The organism is Thalassospira sp. CH_XMU1420-2 (genome assembly GCF_037029325.1).
GTDB lineage: Bacteria > Pseudomonadota > Alphaproteobacteria > Rhodospirillales > Thalassospiraceae > Thalassospira > Thalassospira povalilytica.
Map to the genome: position 1 here is coordinate 49,257 of NZ_JAYMEG010000006.1, position 15,827 is coordinate 65,083.

General features: G+C 55.8%; 19 protein-coding genes. 13 read left to right on the top strand and 6 right to left on the bottom strand.

The genetic code is table 11. The features are described 5' to 3' along the window. Window positions 1-47: 47 nt before the first annotated feature. The 3 genes from WA429_RS17155 to WA429_RS17165 are packed head-to-tail and all read left to right on the top strand — an operon-like array spanning window position 48 to window position 2,567. Entirely contained in the window at window positions 48-488 is a 441-nt protein-coding gene (locus WA429_RS17155) for a hypothetical protein (protein WP_287466293.1), read from the top strand. Next, on the top strand, window positions 442-1,197 hold the full coding sequence (locus tag WA429_RS17160) for an ABC transporter ATP-binding protein (protein ID WP_287466292.1): 756 nt from the start codon (window positions 442-444) through the stop codon (window positions 1,195-1,197). Before WA429_RS17155 ends, WA429_RS17160 begins: the two co-directional genes overlap by 47 nt. Further along, a complete protein-coding gene (locus WA429_RS17165; protein WP_287466291.1) occupies window positions 1,194-2,567 on the top strand; it encodes an FtsX-like permease family protein in 1,374 nt (457 codons plus the stop codon). Before WA429_RS17160 ends, WA429_RS17165 begins: the two co-directional genes overlap by 4 nt. A gap of 128 nt (window positions 2,568-2,695) precedes the next feature. Here the strand turns inward: WA429_RS17165 and WA429_RS17170 are convergent, their stop codons facing one another. Then, the gene (locus tag WA429_RS17170; RefSeq protein ID WP_101245814.1) at window positions 2,696-3,235 is read right to left on the bottom strand and encodes a YHS domain-containing (seleno)protein; all 540 of its coding nucleotides are present in this window, start codon (window positions 3,233-3,235) and stop codon (window positions 2,696-2,698) included. Window positions 3,236-3,465: 230 nt separating this feature from the next. On the opposite strand from WA429_RS17170, the gene WA429_RS17175 reads away from it, so the two are divergent. Continuing rightward, entirely contained in the window at window positions 3,466-3,867 is a 402-nt protein-coding gene (locus WA429_RS17175; protein ID WP_287466290.1) for a VOC family protein, read from the top strand. A 60-nt stretch (window positions 3,868-3,927) separates the two neighbouring features. Here WA429_RS17175 and WA429_RS17180 read toward each other — a convergent pair whose 3' ends face one another. After that, window positions 3,928-4,752 (bottom strand): carbon-nitrogen hydrolase family protein, encoded by an 825-nt coding sequence (locus tag WA429_RS17180; protein WP_287466289.1) that lies wholly within the window; start codon window positions 4,750-4,752, stop codon window positions 3,928-3,930. Window positions 4,753-5,027: 275 nt separating this feature from the next. Here WA429_RS17180 and WA429_RS17185 point away from each other — a divergent pair, with 275 nt between their 5' ends. The 3 genes from WA429_RS17185 (at window position 5,028) to WA429_RS17195 (ending at window position 7,919) form a co-directional block, all read left to right on the top strand. Continuing rightward, window positions 5,028-5,699 (top strand): GntR family transcriptional regulator, encoded by a 672-nt coding sequence (locus WA429_RS17185; protein ID WP_068519651.1) that lies wholly within the window; start codon window positions 5,028-5,030, stop codon window positions 5,697-5,699. Between the two features lie 63 nt (window positions 5,700-5,762). Beyond that, a complete protein-coding gene (locus WA429_RS17190; RefSeq protein WP_287466288.1) occupies window positions 5,763-6,557 on the top strand; it encodes a phytanoyl-CoA dioxygenase family protein in 795 nt (264 codons plus the stop codon). Between the two features lie 24 nt (window positions 6,558-6,581). Next, window positions 6,582-7,919 carry an NAD(P)H-dependent oxidoreductase gene (locus tag WA429_RS17195; protein WP_287466287.1) on the top strand — a complete coding sequence of 446 codons (1,338 nt, stop codon included), beginning with the start codon at window positions 6,582-6,584 and terminating at the stop codon, window positions 7,917-7,919. Window positions 7,920-8,021: 102 nt separating this feature from the next. Here the strand turns inward: WA429_RS17195 and grxC are convergent, their stop codons facing one another. The 3 genes from grxC to WA429_RS17210 form a co-directional block, all read right to left on the bottom strand. After that, a complete protein-coding gene (grxC, locus tag WA429_RS17200) occupies window positions 8,022-8,279 on the bottom strand; it encodes a glutaredoxin 3 (protein WP_101245924.1) in 258 nt (85 codons plus the stop codon). A 124-nt stretch (window positions 8,280-8,403) separates the two neighbouring features. Next, a complete protein-coding gene (locus WA429_RS17205) occupies window positions 8,404-9,168 on the bottom strand; it encodes a ComF family protein (RefSeq protein ID WP_287466286.1) in 765 nt (254 codons plus the stop codon). Window positions 9,169-9,231: 63 nt separating this feature from the next. Then, complete coding sequence (locus tag WA429_RS17210; RefSeq protein WP_287466285.1) at window positions 9,232-10,146, bottom strand: LysR family transcriptional regulator; 915 nt, start codon at window positions 10,144-10,146, stop codon at window positions 9,232-9,234. Window positions 10,147-10,278: 132 nt separating this feature from the next. On the opposite strand from WA429_RS17210, the gene WA429_RS17215 reads away from it, so the two are divergent. The 3 genes from WA429_RS17215 (at window position 10,279) to WA429_RS17225 (ending at window position 12,930) form a co-directional block, all read left to right on the top strand. Continuing rightward, complete coding sequence (locus WA429_RS17215; protein WP_287466284.1) at window positions 10,279-10,896, top strand: glutathione S-transferase family protein; 618 nt, start codon at window positions 10,279-10,281, stop codon at window positions 10,894-10,896. An 80-nt stretch (window positions 10,897-10,976) separates the two neighbouring features. Further along, window positions 10,977-11,942, top strand: a complete 966-nt coding sequence (locus WA429_RS17220) for a pyridoxamine 5'-phosphate oxidase family protein (protein WP_287466283.1) — start codon at window positions 10,977-10,979, stop codon at window positions 11,940-11,942. 88 nt (window positions 11,943-12,030) lie between these two features. Continuing rightward, the gene (locus tag WA429_RS17225; RefSeq protein WP_287466282.1) at window positions 12,031-12,930 is read left to right on the top strand and encodes a methyltransferase domain-containing protein; all 900 of its coding nucleotides are present in this window, start codon (window positions 12,031-12,033) and stop codon (window positions 12,928-12,930) included. A gap of 15 nt (window positions 12,931-12,945) precedes the next feature. Here the strand turns inward: WA429_RS17225 and WA429_RS17230 are convergent, their stop codons facing one another. Further along, a complete protein-coding gene (locus tag WA429_RS17230) occupies window positions 12,946-13,164 on the bottom strand; it encodes a DUF6500 family protein (protein WP_287466281.1) in 219 nt (72 codons plus the stop codon). A 127-nt stretch (window positions 13,165-13,291) separates the two neighbouring features. On the opposite strand from WA429_RS17230, the gene sfsA reads away from it, so the two are divergent. From sfsA to radC, 3 genes are all read left to right on the top strand, one after another. Further along, on the top strand, window positions 13,292-14,005 hold the full coding sequence (gene sfsA, locus WA429_RS17235) for a DNA/RNA nuclease SfsA (RefSeq protein ID WP_287466280.1): 714 nt from the start codon (window positions 13,292-13,294) through the stop codon (window positions 14,003-14,005). A 114-nt stretch (window positions 14,006-14,119) separates the two neighbouring features. Next, a complete protein-coding gene (gene map, locus WA429_RS17240; RefSeq protein ID WP_101245800.1) occupies window positions 14,120-14,926 on the top strand; it encodes a type I methionyl aminopeptidase in 807 nt (268 codons plus the stop codon). Between the two features lie 27 nt (window positions 14,927-14,953). After that, a complete protein-coding gene (gene radC, locus WA429_RS17245; protein ID WP_114113872.1) occupies window positions 14,954-15,814 on the top strand; it encodes a RadC family protein in 861 nt (286 codons plus the stop codon). The last annotated feature ends 13 nt before the right edge of the window (window positions 15,815-15,827 follow it).

Sequence of the window (15,827 nt, forward strand, 5' to 3'; positions counted from 1 at the left end):
GGTCGCAGTTCGCTGCGACCGGTGCTTCTGTTTGACGGAGACTTCCCATGCCCATCGGACGCCGCACATTCATTACCGGTGCCTCTGCCTCAATCGGTCTTGCCCTGACCCGTCCGGCATTCGCGCAAAGCCGCATCAAAATTCGCGACCTTTACAAAACACAGGCCGAATTTTCCGCCGAGGCAAAAGCCTTTGCCGCATCGCGCGAAATCATCACGGTCCCGGGTTTCATGGCCCCGCCGCTTAAGGCAGATGCATCCTTTTTTGTCCTGACCCAGCGCCCGATGGCGGTCTGCCCGTTCTGTGAAACATCGGCAGACTGGCCAAGTGACATCGTTTTTGTCCGTACCCGCGATACGGTTGATGCGGTGGCATTCAATCGCCCGATCATTACCACCGGTATTCTTGAACTCGGTGAAGCCAAAGATGAGGAAACCGGTTTTGTCAGCCTTGTCCGACTTGTCGATGCCCAGTTCGAACTTATCTGAGCCCGTCTTTGACGTGCTTTTGCGCATCGAAGAACTCAGTCTGCATTACGGGAAAAACCAGCCCCCTGTGTTGCAAATCGGAAATCTTGCGATTGATCGCGGGCAAACCGTCGGCATTTCCGGCCCGTCCGGATCAGGTAAATCAAGCCTGCTGTATCTGATCAGCGGCCTTTTGAAGCCAAGCCACGGCAAGATCATCTGGAACGGCACGGATATCACCACCCTGGGCGAAGGTGAAGCAGATCGCTGGCGGCGCAAATCCATCGGTTTCGTGTTTCAGGATTTCCACCTGATTGATGAAGTCAGCCCGCTTGACAACGTTCTGATCCCGGCAAGTTTTATCGGCTTTCGCATTGATGACGCCACCCGTAAACGCGCCCACGAACTTCTTGATCAGGTGGGCGTACCGCTGGCGCGCAAAAGCACATCTGATTTGTCACGCGGTGAACAGCAACGTGTCGCCATTGCCCGTGCCCTGCTGTTTGATCCGCCCGTCATTCTGGCCGATGAACCAACGGCAAGCCTTGATGACGCCGCATCAAAAACCGCAACCGACATCCTGTTTTCGCTGGCCGGGTCGAACCGCACCATCATCACCGTCAGTCATGATCAGGATGTGATTGATCGCTGCGGCCGTGTTCTGCGTTTTGACAAGGGCGCCCTGATTGATGATAGCGCTAACATCAAGGAAAAGGCTGAGCTTGCATGAACCCGTTTCCCATCGTGATGGCCAGTCTGAAACGGCACTGGATCATGAACATTCTGTTTGTTCTTCTGATCGCGGTTGCGGTTGCCATCGGTGTTGGCCTGACGGCACAGGAACGTGCGCTCCGTCAGGGCAGTGCACAGGCGGCCGACAAGTTTGATATCCTGATCGCAGCACCGGGAAGCCAGACCGAAATCGTCATGAATTCGATCTTCCTGCAACATAGCGCCATCAATCTTCTTGATGGTCCTTATTGGGGCAAGCTGTTTGACGATCCGCGTGTTGAAATTGCCGCCCCGCTTGCCTTTGGCGACAGCTGGAAGGGGCATTCGATTGTCGGATCAACGCCGCAATTCGTGACCTATCTGTCTGGCGGGCTTGCCAGCGGGCATGTGTTTGAAACCATCGAACAGGCCGTGGTCGGTGCTGCCGTGCCGCTTGCCATTGGCGATGAATTTGAACCCAGTCATGGCCATGGCCCCGAAGAAGTCCTTGATCATCATCACGGCGCGGAACTTCATGTGGTCGGCAAAATGCAGCCGACCGGCACGCCATGGGACAGCGCCATCATTGTTGCCGTCGAACAGGTCTGGGATCTTCATGCCCTACCGACCGGGCATCATGAACCTGCCGGTGATGAACATGATCATGACGGCAGCGAAGCGCATGAAGATCACGAAGATCATGAACACAATGAAGCCAATGCCCATCATGAGGGTGATCACGATCATGACCATGCAGCAGATCACGACGAAGACGCCCATGATCACGCACACGAACATGATGACCATCATCACGTAACCCGCATCGGCCCGCCCTTTGATCTTGATGAATTGCCCGGTGTCCCTGCCATTGTCGTCAGACCCAAAAGCGTTGCCGCGGCCTATACCATCCGGTCCGATTATCGCACCGACCATTCCACCGCCTTTTTCCCGGCCGAAGTCCTGGTCGAGATGTATCGTCTGCTTGGCAATGCCGGATCGGTGATGCGGGCCATGGCGCTGGGGTCACAAGCGCTTGTAGTTGCGGCAATTCTGGCTGCGATCCTTGCGCTGATGCAGCTTTATCGCAAACAGTTTGCCGTTCTGCGGGCCCTTGGTGCGCCGCGCAGTTATGTCTTTTCCGCGATCTGGAGTTACGTCTCCCTGCTGGTGGTTACCGGCGCGATTTGCGGTCTTGGGCTTGGCTGGATGGTGGCGCAATCGGTATCGCGGATCTTTACCGCCGAAACCGGCATGGCCATGCAGGCATCGCTCGGATCATCGGAACTGATGCTGGCGGGGGGCTTTGTCATTATTGGATTGATCCTGGCAACCCTGCCCGCCTTTTTGCTGTATCGCCGCCCGGTGGTCAGCGCATTGCGCGGTTCCTGAGCTAACCTGATCTGATCCGTCACCGATCAAAAAACACCCCGGCAGACCGTTCTGGCCGGGGTGTTTTGTTATGGGTGGAAATATAGCAGGGCAGTATGGGGCGCTATGGGCTGTTTGGGGCTTAACGCTTATTTGATCGGTGCTGCCATGTCATAGGTGCCGTCATTGTCGCTCATCTCCATCCAGCTGTCATCAGACGCCGATTTCGGTTCAAGATCGGACCATTCATCATTAGCATCCATGATGTAATCGGCGATATCGCTGTTCCAGGTTTCGGCGACTTCCGGGGTGATGTTAAGATACAAGCTGCCATCAACAATCCGCCACAGGTTCGGGTTGGCAGGCACCTTCGCCCCCTTGGCAACACCATATGCACAATGCCCGTCATATTTCGGGGCATATTTTGCCGGATCGGCCAGGAACATGTCGCGGTTTTCTGCCGTCGCAAAGGCCCAGGTCGCCCCGTTATAATCAGCGGTAATGTCCGCGCGGCCCGGCACGGCATGGGGCTGCATCATCCCATCGTCTTTTTGCGCCAGATTGAAATAGGCCACCGCGTCATAACCGCTGATCGCAAAGCCGGTTTCGTCAACATATTGCTCACCCGCCAGGGCCGCGCCCGACATGGCAAAAAGGACAATCGCCCCAGTCAGTGTTTTCTTCAACATTGGTGCTGTCTCTCCGCTTGGGTTTCCGTGATGACCAAGAGTGCCCTGCACAGCCTGAAAATCGAAATGACGTTGCGACACTGTTTCGTGAGGCCCTGTGAGCAATCTGTCATCCCGATCAGATAAAATTGCAAATTCAATGCAATTTGGCCCTTGACCTAAACCTTACTTCAGGAATTACCACCAAGGAACAAACCCACCCTTCTCCTTTACATTGAAAGGGAAACGCCATGAGTGAAGCATTTCTGGAACACGTTAATTTTACCGTTTCCGACCCCGCCCGAACGGCAAGTCTTCTGCATGACTGGTTCGGATGGAACGTCCGCTGGAAAGGCCCGTCGATCCATGACGGTGAGACCTATCATGTCGGCAACAGTTCAAGTTACGTCGCACTTTATGCACCCGGCAAAGCCGACAGTTCAAACGGCGCCCGTGATGCACGCGACAATACCTATCAGACGCGCGGTGGCCTGAACCATATTGCCGTGGTGGTCGATGACCTTGATGCGACCGAAGAAAAGATCAAGGCATCGGGTTTCACAACCCACAATCACGCCGATTACGAACCGGGACGGCGGTTCTATTTCCGCGATGCCGACAATATCGAGTTCGAAGTGGTCAGTTATTCCTGACCACTTCGACATCAGATCCTAGACCGCGAACCTCGAACCTCAAGCCTTACCGGCACATGGTCAGCACGGCTTATAGGTCTGACCATTTTGCAGGGACGGCACCATGCGCCGGATTTCATCAACGCGCGACAGATCGATCTCGGCTGTGACAAAGCCGGGATCGGTCCCGCCATCGGCCAGAACTTCGCCCCACGGATCAATGATCAGGGAATGACCGAATGTCTGGCGCCCGCCCGGATGATCACCACATTGGGCCGCGGCGATGACAAAGCAGCCATTTTCAATCGCCCGCGCCTTCAAAAGTGTATGCCAATGTGCCTGTCCGGTGGTTCGGGTAAAGGCCGCCGGGATGCTCAGGATCTTGGCACCGGCCTTGGCGTAATCGCGAAACAGATGCGGGAACCGCACGTCATAGCAAACCGACACACCGATCTTGCCAAACTCGGTCTCCGCAAGTTTGGCGGTGTCGCCGGGACGGAATGTTTTGCTTTCGCGGTAACTTTCCCCATTGGCAAGATCGACATCAAACATATGGATCTTGTCATAGGACGTGATGACATTGCCATCGGGTCCAATCACAAAGCAGCGGTTTGCCACCCGGTCTTCACCCGCGACCTTTACATGCAGCGATCCGACAATCAGGGTTGATTGAAGTTCCCGGGCCAGATCGGCAAAGAAGCCAAGACCGGGATGTTCTTCCTGGGGAAAGGCTGCGGCGCGGACATTTTCCCCGCCAAAGGACATCATGGATACGTTTTCAGGAAATGCGATCAACCGGGCCCCTGCCGCATGGGCATCGCGCGCATAGGTCGCCGCACGCACAAGGTTGTCGGACATGACGTCACGGGAATTGACCTGGACACAGGCAGCAATGAAACGGGTCATGATGCATTCTCCTTTTTATCATTATCCCTGCCATGATGACCCTGTCGGTCACGCGCGACAATACGCAATTCGATCAGTACGAACTTCGCACCTTATCACCATCGCACCGCCTTTCGGTCGTGATGCCCAGCCCCCCGTACGCAATGACAAAACGTCACGTCCGCGCGGGCACGTGATCAACCGCATGCCCCCAAAAGAGTCCTGATTGCAACTTACACCTTTCCTTGGTCGAAATTACTGTATACAGTATTCCGTACACCTAAGAAGGATCGAAGATGGAACCTCTTTCCGGTCGAAAAAGTCTGACTGACGAAGTGCATGACCGCCTGGTTGATGCCTTGTGTTCCGGTGCTCTCCCTCCCGGGACACCTTTGCGTCAGGAAGCGCTGGCTGAGGAACTCAATGTCTCGCGGCAACCCGTGTTGCAAGCTCTGGGGCTGCTGCGTCGTGACGGACTGGTCGAACCGATGGGGCGGCGCGGCTATCGCGTGGCACCTGTTGATGCCGATCTGGTCCGTCACGTTTATGACCTGCGAGAAGCGTTTGACGGGCTCGCCGCCCGTCTTGCCGCCCAATCCAACGCCCCGGACCGGGAATCGGCTTTGCGGGCTGCCATCACACAGGGAAACCACGCCCTGGGCAGCGGCGACACCGCAGAACTTGTTGCAGCCGACGTCGCATTTCATCAAACGATCTATCGTCTGTCGGGCAACCCCCTTTTGCCCGAAGCATCAGCGGCCGTCTGGTTGCAAATTCGGCGTGTGATGCATGCAGACCTGCAGACCGGATCGTCCCGCGATCCGATCTGGACGGAACATGAAGCCATCGCCGACGCGATCTGTGCCGGCGATGGCGACCGTGCCCAAATGCTGGCCATTGAACATACCCACAATGCCAAGCATCGCCTGATCTCGAATATGAAGGATACCGATCACCACACCAATTAACCGCCCGAAGCGGGCATCAGCCGCAACACAATAAACAAGAATGTGCGGCGCGGAGGAAACGTCATGAAACTCAGTGAGACCGAACTCGCGAAATTTCGCGAAGATGGCTTTGTTTTTTTGCCTGAACTTTTTTCACGCGAAGAAGCTGCCCTGCTGTTATCCGAAGCCAAACAGATTTACGCATCCGACCGCGAAGAGGTCTGGCGCGAGAAATCCGGCGTCGCCCGAACCGCCTTTGCCGCACATACCTATAACGAAGCCCACCGCCGTCTTGGCGCCCATCCTCGCCTGATCGAACCGGTTGTTCAGTATCTTGAAGAACAGGTCTACATGCATCAGTACAAGATCAACGCCAAGGCCGCCTTTGATGGCGCTGTCTGGCAGTGGCATCAGGATTACGGCACATGGCAACGCGATGATGAAATGCCCGAACCGCGCGCGTTCAACATTGCCCTGTTCCTCGAAGACGTGACCCCGGCCAACGGCCCGCTTCTTTTCATTCCCAAAAGCCACAAGGCAGGCGTGCTTCAGGCCGGTCACGATCTTGAAACCACGTCTTACCCGCTTTGGACGCTTGATCGTGAAACCGTGACCAAACTTGCCAATGATGGCGGCTGCGAAGCCCCGATTGGTCCGGCCGGATCGGTTGTGATGTTCCACGGCAATCTGGTCCATGCCAGCCCGCCCAATATCAGCCCGTTTGACCGCACGATTGTGTATCTCAGCCTGTGTGCGGTTTCGAACCATATTCGGGCATTCAATCGCAAACCGTGGATTGCGCACCGCGATTTCACGCCGATCGAACCGCTTGCGGATAACTGCCTTGAAGAACTGGTCGCCAAGCGCACCGCTGCATAACACCTGCCGGAGAAGTGAAGATAAATGAATCTCGATGCAAAACTGCGCAAGCGTGCCGATGAAGGCAATCCGGTCCGGGTTGGCATTATCGGTGCCGGTAAATTCGGATCGATGTTTTTAAGTCAGGCCGGACATCATCCGGGCTACCATGTGCTGGGCATCGCAGATCTTGGCATCGACCGGGCCAAGGCGGCATTGCGCCGCGTTGGCTGGTCCGATGACCGGTTTTCGGCAACCGACCCGGCAAGTGCGTATAAAAACGGAACGACCTGGATCACCGATGATGCCGACACCCTGATCGCCGCTGACGGGCTTGAAGTCATCATTGATGCAACCGGAAGCCCGTCAGCCGGTATTCGCTTTGCGCTAAAGGCCATCGAATATGGTCGCCATATCGTCATGGTAAATGTCGAGGCCGATGTGCTTGCAGGCCCCCTTCTTGCCAAGCGGGCCGAGGCCGCCGGTCTTGTCTATTCCATGGCCTATGGCGATCAGCCGGCTCTGATTTCGGAAATGGTTGATTGGGCACGCGCAATTGGCCTGCCGGTAACCTGCGCGGGCAAGGGCACCAAATATCTTCCGATCTATCACCATGTAACCCCTGATGATGTCTGGCATCACTATGGCCTGACGCCCGAACAGGCACAGGCGGGCGGCATGAACCCGCAAATTTTCAACAGCTTCCTTGATGGCACCAAATCCGCCATTGAAATGGCCGCTGTTTCCAATGCCTGTGATCTGGTGCCCCAGGATTGCGGATTGCAATTCCCGGCCTGCGGGGTTGATGACCTTCCCCGATTGCTGTGCCCGCGTGAAAGCGGCGGCATCCTTGATCGCAAAGGCACGGTCGAAGTTGTTTCAAGTCTTGAACGTGACACCCGCCCGGTCTTTCGCGATCTGCGCTGGGGCGTTTATGTGACATTTGAAGCCCCCAGTGACTATGTCGTCAGATGCTTTAACGAATATGGCCTTCTGACCGATCCAAGCGGGCAATATTCCACCATGTATAAACCCTATCACCTGATCGGGCTGGAACTGGGCATTTCGGTGGCATCGGCGGCCCTGCGCGGTGAGGCAACCGGCACATCACGCGCCTGGTCGGGCGATGCGGTCGCCACCGCCAAACGCGATCTTAAACCCGGTGAAATGCTGGATGGTGAAGGGGGCTATACGGTGTATGGCAAACTCTCCCCGGCCAGCACATCGCGTGCACGCAATGCGCTGCCGATCGGCCTTGCCCACCATCTTAAAATCAAACGCCCGGTCGGGATGGACCAAACCCTGACCTGGGATGATGTCGAATTTGACGCCAAAGACCCGGCAATCGCATTCCGCAAGGAAATGGAAAGGGTCTTTTCCTGATTTTCGCAAATCAGTCTCGCCCCGTCCCCCGTGCCACCAACAAAAAACCCCGGCCACAAAAAGGCCGGGGTTTTTAACATGTGCGGGTCAGGATGACCTGATTTATGCCGACAGTTTTGCGTCAAGCTTGTCAGCAGCTTCAAGCGCCATCAGTTCGTCGCAGCCGCCGATATGTTCGTCATTGATGAAGATCTGCGGCACGGTATGACGGCCATTGGCACGGTCCATCATTTCCTTTTTGCGCTTCGGCTCCATCATCACGTCGATCAGCTGATATTTCGCGCCTTTTTCTTCAAGAAGCTTACGGGCACGTTTGCAATAGGGGCACCATTCGGTGGCATACACTTCAACTTTTGCCATTGGGCATTCATCCTTTTTCAAGCAGCCGATCATGCCAAAAGCCCCGTAAACCGGGCTTTGAACATTTGATACGGCGCGGAAAACTGTTCTGATGACGGCTGTATAACAGATTTTTTGCAACGCGTCATCGTACGACGCGTGCAACCGTGATCACAGATACGTGCATGACGCCCGACTGCTTCAACGCCCGGGCACAGGCATTGGCGGTTGCCCCGGTTGTCAGCACATCATCAATCAAAACAACCCGCCCGCCATCAAGCCCGCAAAGCTGCGCCCGTTTGTCATCAATGGCAAAAGCACCGCCGACTTCACGTTTGCGCGATGACGGACCAAGCCCGCCAAGACTGCGCGTGTTTCGCTTGCGCCCCAGCACCAATCCATCCCAGGGAATACCGGTCATTTTTGATAATCTGGCGGCCAGCAATCCCGACTGGTTATAGCGACGATGCAATAACCGCCGCCGATGCAGCGGAACCGGCACAATCAAATCCGCCTGATCCCATATCCCCTTGCCACACTGATAAAGCCAGCGTGCCAGAAGCGGGGTCAGATCGGTACGATCGGCATGTTTGAACCGAAGCAGATAATCGCGGCTGTGATCATCATAAACAAGTGCAGCCCGCGCCAGATCAAAAGCCGGTTTCTTTTGCAGACAGTTTCCACACAGCACCTGCCCGTCAGGCTGTTCATTTCCGGTGGTGTTAGCGCTATCATCAAGTTCAAACGGATAGCCGCAACAGGCACATTGCGGGGCCGATATGAACCGCAATCCCGCCCAGCAATCGGCACAGACCGCATGAGTGGTTTCGGTAATCGCGCCACACCCGCCACAGCGCGGCGGCAGGATGGCATCAATCCCGATCCGGCCAACCGTGCGCAACAACGCCATTACCATTCCCGTGATCCCCGATTTCCCCGCAATCACCGGATCATATCACACGCACAGGTCGAATTAATCGGAATTCAAAACCGGGTTTGATCGCAGGGTTTCGACCGCAAGATCGATAAAACTTCGGACCTTTGCCGGGGCGTGGCGGCCTTCGGGATGGACCAGATGAACCGGCACCGGGTCGGGGGCATGATCATCAAGCACGGTTTGCAGACTGCCGTCGGAAATGAAGGGTGCGGCCTGATAGGACAACATGCGCATGATCCCCCACCCGTCAATTACGGCTTTTCGCGCCGCTTCGATCGAATTGGTCTGCCATCTGGCATCCGGGGATACCTGTATTTTACGCCCGGCCCCCGACAATGTGTTGAATTGCCAATCAAGCCTTGCCGATGAACCGGTGGTGGCAATGATCCGGTGCCCGGCCAGATCCGCGGGGATTTCAGGCACCCCGACACGGTCAAAATAGGCCGGCGCGCCACAAACCACCTGGCGCACCTGCCCGATGCGGATGGCTGAAAGCGATGAATCGGCAAGATGACCGATCCGCACCGCAAGGTCGATGCCTTCTTCGACGATATTGACGATGCGGTCAAACAGCATCAGGCGTGCACGCATGTCAGGATATTGATCAAGATAGCGCCCGACAATCGGGGCAACATGCATCTGTCCGAACTGCACAGGTGCGGTAATCGACAACATCCCGCTTGGGCGGGCATATGCCCCGCCAGCCGCGGCTTCGACTTCGTGCAAATCCGCCAGCAACCGTTTGCAATCAGCCAGATACCGTGTCCCGGCCTCGGTCATTGTGACTGTGCGTGTCGTGCGGATCAGAAGCCGCGCGCCGATGATATCTTCAAGCTGGGCAATGGTCCGGGTGACGGCGGCCGGGCTCATATTCAGGGCGCGGGCCGCAGCGGCAAAGCCTTGTTCCTCGGCCACACGCACATAGACCTTCATGGCGTTAAAGCGATCCAAGCACAGCCTCCTTCGCAACGACGATTATTTCATTTATCGGAATAATAAATTGCAGATGATATGAATTCCATAAATTTTCCGAAACAGACATCATGGCACGACATTTACAGCGCAATCACAGGGAAACCTGCCATGAAACTCTATTACCATCCGATTTCCGGGCATGCCCATCGTGCGGTCTTGATGCTTGGCCTTTTGGGGCTTGATCATGAATTGATCGAAGTCGATCTTGCCAGCGGCGCGCACAAGAAGCCCGACTTTCTCGCCCTTAATCCATTTGGGCAGGTTCCGGTCCTGCAGGATGGCGAGACGGTGATTTCCGATTCAAATGCCATTCTGGTCTATCTTGCCAAGAAGCAGCGGGCGACCAACTGGCTGCCCGAAGACCCAAAAGGTGCTGCCAGCATACAGCGATGGCTGTCGGTTGCGGCAGGTCAGATCGCCTTTGGCCCCTGTGCCGCCCGTCTTGTCACCCTGTTTGGCGCACCTTTTAACCCCGATGAAGTGATTGCGCGCGCCCATGCCATCCTTGGTTTAATGGAAGCCCATCTGAACACCCAGAACTGGCTGGCAGCCGATCATCCGACCATCGCCGATGTCGCGCTATACAGCTATGTCGCCCGCGCGCCCGAAGGCAATGTTGATCTTGCCGGCTATGGCAAGGTGCGCGACTGGCTGTCGCGGATCGAAGAATTGCCGGGTTTTGTGCCCTTCATGCATGCCCCGGCCGAAATGCTGGCGTCTTCCTGAACGCCCGGTCCTGACCCCATGCCTGCTACCACCTGCCTGTTGCCAGTTGCCTGCTGCCCCCTTGTTTGAAGGACGCACACATGTCTGATCGCATCGACACCCAAAACCCGCACTTCCCCCGACCGCCTGTGTCGGATAGTGCCCCCACCCCCTGGCATGCTGGAGAAATCCGTCTTCAGCAAATTCTGGGTGTCGATGCGCGTATGGAGGAAGTCGGGCGCAAGGTGCTGCGTGATCATTTGATCGAACAGCACCGCCTGTTTTACCCGCAACTGCCATTCGTCGTATTGGGCAGTGTCGATCCCGATGACAGACCGTGGGCCACCCTTCGCGCCAACAAGCCGGGCTTTTTGTTTGCGACCGATATCTATCATCTTGCCGTAACGCTGCCGCGCGACGGGAATGACCCGGCTGATGCCGGGATGGAAGACGGCGATGCCATCGGATTACTGGGGATCGAGCTTCATACCCGTCGACGCAATCGTCTGAATGGGACAATCAGTCGCACAAATGAGACATCGTTTGACATCACGGTCGGGCACAGTTTTGGCAATTGCCCGAAATATATCACCCCGCGCGATCTCGACATTGCCCGTCATTCTGCCCCCGCAGGCGCCTCAATCACCCGTGGCGAGCATGACCTTTCAAACGATGCCCGTGCATTGATTGCGCGCAGTGACACATTTTTCATCGCGTCCTATATCGATCATGATGATCAAAGGCGGGATGTCGATGTATCGCATCGCGGCGGCAATCCGGGCTTTGTCCATATCGAGGATGACGGAACCCTGATCATTCCCGATTATGCCGGAAACCGGTTCTTTAACACGCTGGGCAACCTTTTGATCAATCCGCGGGCCGGGCTGGTATTTGTGGATTTTACCAGTGGCGACATGTTGCAGATTACCGGCAATGCCGAAATCATCATGGGCGGTGCCATGCTGGCAAATTATGAGGGCGCGGAACGCCTAGTCGCATTTCGACCAAGCCAATGGATCCATCGTCCCGGCGCATTTCCGTTGCGCATGAACGGTGCGAATGGCTGAATGGTTTGATGGTTGATTGCGCGGTGGACCAAGACGCTCTATCTAGGTCGTAACATTTTTAACGACTTTTGCCGGAGCATCCCGCCTCATGGCCGATCCGATCACTGTCTTTGATCGAGACATATTAAAGCTGCGCCGCGACCGTGCGGCAACCAGGGCACAGGATTACAATTTCCTGTTTGCCGAAACCGCCGAACGGCTTGCCGACCGGCTCGACGATACCACACGCACATTCCCCTTGGCGGTTGATCTTGGCTGCCACAGTGGCGAATTGGGCCAGATCATTGGCACGCGCGGCGGTATTGACACACTGTATCAATCCGATATTTCAACCGGCTATGCCCGCAATGCGCAGGCCAACAATGGCAAACCGACCCTTGTCGCGGACGAAGAATTTCTGCCCTTTGCCGAAGGATCGCTTGACCTGATCCTGTCCAACCTGTCGCTGCACTGGGTCAATGACCTTCCGGGCATGTTGCTGCAGGCACGCCGGGCGCTGAAACCCGACGGGTTGCTTTTGGCCTGTATGCTGGGCGGCGATACATTGCGTGATTTGCGCGAAGCCCTGATGGCTGCCGAGGCCGAGGAAGAAGGCGGCGTATCCCCGCGTGTATCACCGTTCGTCGATGTGAAGGATGCCGGTGCGTTGCTTCAGCGCAGCGGCTTTGCCCTGCCGGTTGTTGATGCCGATGACATCACCATTGATTATCCCGATGCGCTTAAACTGATGCGTGATCTTTCGGGCATGGGTGAAAGCAACCTGATCGCCAAACGGTCAAAGAAATTCACCAAACGCAGCACCCTTGCCCGTGCGGCCGCGATCTATCACGAACGCCATGCCCGCGAAGATGGCCGCATTCATGCGAAGTTTCAGGTGATCTATCTGACCGCCTGGGCACCTGATGAAAGCCAGCCCAAGCCGCTGCGCCGTGGATCGGGTCAGGTCAGCCTGGTTGATTTCCTTGGCGATGATGCCAAGAAACAATAATCCCTGTTTGGCGGGCTATTTGCCCGCCAGCACCATCTCGCGGATTTTGGTGGCCTTTTCGAAATGATCAAGCTGGTGGGTTTTAATCCACCAGGTTGCGGCCTCCATCAAAAGAGCCGGATCATCATTGCGGTTGGCAAAGAACGCATAAAATGACAGGCCGACATTGGGTCCCTTTTGCGCGATTTTGCGATCGCATACGGCAATGATTTTGGCGCGCTGGCTTTGACGCATGATGGTTCCGATACGGGCTGGTATGTGCAAGGGGTTGATGTATGACCGATTTGCCGCAAAATTGGCATCCTGATCGCGGCCCCAAACTGACAGTTTCTGTCAGGACAGATTTCCCGAAAGGTTTTTCATGCAGCTTCCCCAGCCCCCGATCCATGGCAAACTGATCAAGCGATACAAACGTTTCCTTGCCGATATCGAACTGGATAATGGCGAGATGATTACGGCCCATTGCGCCAATCCGGGCGGGATGATCGGGCTTACGGAGCCGGGCATTGATGTCTGGTTGTCAAAATCGGACAATCCGAAACGCAAACTGAAATACAGCTGGGAACTTTGCCAGATCGGTGATGCCTGGATCGGGATCAATACCGCCCATCCCAATGCCATCGTCGAAGAAGCGATCCTGTCGGGCAAGGTCCCGGAACTGGCGGGCTATGAAACCCTGAAACGCGAAGTCAAATACGGCAAAAACTCGCGGATTGATATTCTGCTGTCGGACCCGGATCGCGGGCTTTGCTATGTCGAAGTCAAGAATGTGCATCTGAAACGCGATGAAGATGTGCCCGGTCTTGCCGAATTCCCCGATGCCGTCACCGCACGCGGGGCCAAGCATCTTGATGAAATGGCCGATATGGTGGCCGAAGGCCACCGGGCGGTGATGTTTTACCTGATCCAGCGTACCGATTGTGATCGCTTTACCCTGTCGACCGATATTGATCCCCATTACGGCGAACGGTTCAAGGCCGCGCGCAGCAACGGGGTCGAGGCGATTGCCTATGACTGTTCGATAGATACAGATGCCGTGACCGTGCGGTCGGCGTTACCGATTGTCGGCCTGTAAGCACCGATCCCAAATCCCTGCATATCAGCCAATCCTTGCCAATTTCGGCGTCTGGCTTTATGTCATTGGACTATAAAACACAGATATACTTAGCCGAACGTAAGGAGATTTCGGGTGGCGAACGGAACAGTCAAACTTCACGGACCCGAAGCATTTGAAGGCATGCGCGCCGCAGGTAAGCTGGCAGCGGAAGTGCTTGATATGATTACCCCGCATGTTGTGCCCGGTGTAACCACCGGTGAACTTGACCGCCTGTGCGACGAATATATCCGCGACCATAATGCGATTTCGGCCTGCCTTGGCTATCGCGGTTTTCCGAAATCGATCTGCACATCGATCAACCATGTTGTCTGTCACGGTATTCCCGGTGACAAGAAACTGGCCAATGGCGACATCATGAATATCGATGTCACGGTTATCCTTGATGGCTGGTACGGCGATACATCACGCATGTATATCGCAGGCACGCCCAAAGTCATGGCGCAGCGTCTTGTTGATGTGACCTATGAAGCGCTTTGGCGTGGCATCAATGCGGTAAAACCGGGCGCGACCCTTGGCGATATTGGTCATGCGATCCAGTCCTATGCCGAAAGCGAACGTTTTTCGGTCGTGCGTGATTTCTGTGGGCATGGCCTTGGCCAGGTATTCCATGATGCGCCCAATGTCCTGCATTACGGCAAGCCGGGCGAAGGTCTGGTTCTTGAACCGGGCATGATCTTTACGATTGAGCCGATGATCAACCAGGGAACCTATGCGTGCAAAATTTTGCCAGATGGCTGGACAGCCGTAACGCGAGACCGCAAACTGTCGGCACAGTTTGAACATTCGCTCGGCGTGACGGATGACGGGTTTGAAATCTTTACCCGATCCCCGGCCGGTCTGGACAAGCCGCCCTATGACCTGCCCGCTGCGGCAGAATAAACAAGGGCCAATACGGGGGAAGCAGAATTGAGCGAAACCGAAGATCGCAAACCTGCTTCTGCCCCGAATATCCCCACCCCATCTGAAATTGATGACGGCACGCGGGTCTTTTTTGATCAGGCCCGCGATCATCTGGCATCGGGTAACGCCACCCCGGTTGATGCAGACATCGCATCCAAAGCAGATGACAAAGCATCAAAATCGGCCAAGCCTGCAAAGCCCCATTATCACGGACACCGCCAGCGCCTGCGTGAACGTTTTATCAAGGGGGGTGCCGATGCATTGGCCGATTACGAGCTTCTGGAATTGATGCTGTGCATGGCGATGCCCCGCGGGGACGTCAAACCATTGGCCAAGGCACTGATTGCGCAATTCGGAAGCTTTGCCAATGTCCTTGCCGCCCGCCCCGAAGATTTGCAAACCGCCAAGGGACTGGGCGATGCCGGGATCGCGGCCATCAAAATTGCCGAAGCCGGGGCACGGCATCTTTCGCGTGAACGTGCCATGGAATTGCCGGTGATTGCGAGTTGGGAACAGCTGATCGAATATTGCCGGGTCCGGATCGGGCATCTCAAGACCGAGGAACTGCATTTGCTGTTTCTTGATCGCAAGAACCGCCTGATTGCCGATGAATGTCATCAGCGCGGCACGGTCGATCACACCCCGGTCTATCCGCGCGAGGTGATAAAACGCGCACTTGAACTGCATGCATCGGCGATCATTCTGGTCCATAACCACCCAAGCGGCGATGCCACCCCGTCAAAGGGGGATATCGACATGACCCGCAAGATCATCGATGCCGCCAAGGCGATGGAAATCATCGTGCATGACCATATCATCATCAGTCATGCCGGATATAATTCCTTCAAGACGCTTGGCCTGATATAGACCGCATCTGGTC

Coding starts and splice junctions, on each gene's coding strand:
- WA429_RS17175 (WP_287466290.1), top strand. CDS start 3,466: ATGAGTGAAGCATTTCTGGAACACGTTAATTTTACCGTTTCCGACCCC.
- WA429_RS17195 (WP_287466287.1), top strand. CDS start 6,582: ATGAATCTCGATGCAAAACTGCGCAAGCGTGCCGATGAAGGCAATCCG.
- WA429_RS17185 (WP_068519651.1), top strand. CDS start 5,028: ATGGAACCTCTTTCCGGTCGAAAAAGTCTGACTGACGAAGTGCATGAC.
- grxC (WP_101245924.1), bottom strand. CDS start 8,279: ATGGCAAAAGTTGAAGTGTATGCCACCGAATGGTGCCCCTATTGCAAA.
- WA429_RS17190 (WP_287466288.1), top strand. CDS start 5,763: ATGAAACTCAGTGAGACCGAACTCGCGAAATTTCGCGAAGATGGCTTT.
- WA429_RS17225 (WP_287466282.1), top strand. CDS start 12,031: ATGGCCGATCCGATCACTGTCTTTGATCGAGACATATTAAAGCTGCGC.
- WA429_RS17220 (WP_287466283.1), top strand. CDS start 10,977: ATGTCTGATCGCATCGACACCCAAAACCCGCACTTCCCCCGACCGCCT.
- sfsA (WP_287466280.1), top strand. CDS start 13,292: ATGCAGCTTCCCCAGCCCCCGATCCATGGCAAACTGATCAAGCGATAC.
- WA429_RS17165 (WP_287466291.1), top strand. CDS start 1,194: ATGAACCCGTTTCCCATCGTGATGGCCAGTCTGAAACGGCACTGGATC.
- WA429_RS17170 (WP_101245814.1), bottom strand. CDS start 3,235: ATGTTGAAGAAAACACTGACTGGGGCGATTGTCCTTTTTGCCATGTCG.
- WA429_RS17205 (WP_287466286.1), bottom strand. CDS start 9,168: ATGGCGTTGTTGCGCACGGTTGGCCGGATCGGGATTGATGCCATCCTG.
- WA429_RS17155 (WP_287466293.1), top strand. CDS start 48: ATGCCCATCGGACGCCGCACATTCATTACCGGTGCCTCTGCCTCAATC.
- WA429_RS17215 (WP_287466284.1), top strand. CDS start 10,279: ATGAAACTCTATTACCATCCGATTTCCGGGCATGCCCATCGTGCGGTC.
- WA429_RS17230 (WP_287466281.1), bottom strand. CDS start 13,164: ATGCGTCAAAGCCAGCGCGCCAAAATCATTGCCGTATGCGATCGCAAA.
- WA429_RS17180 (WP_287466289.1), bottom strand. CDS start 4,752: ATGACCCGTTTCATTGCTGCCTGTGTCCAGGTCAATTCCCGTGACGTC.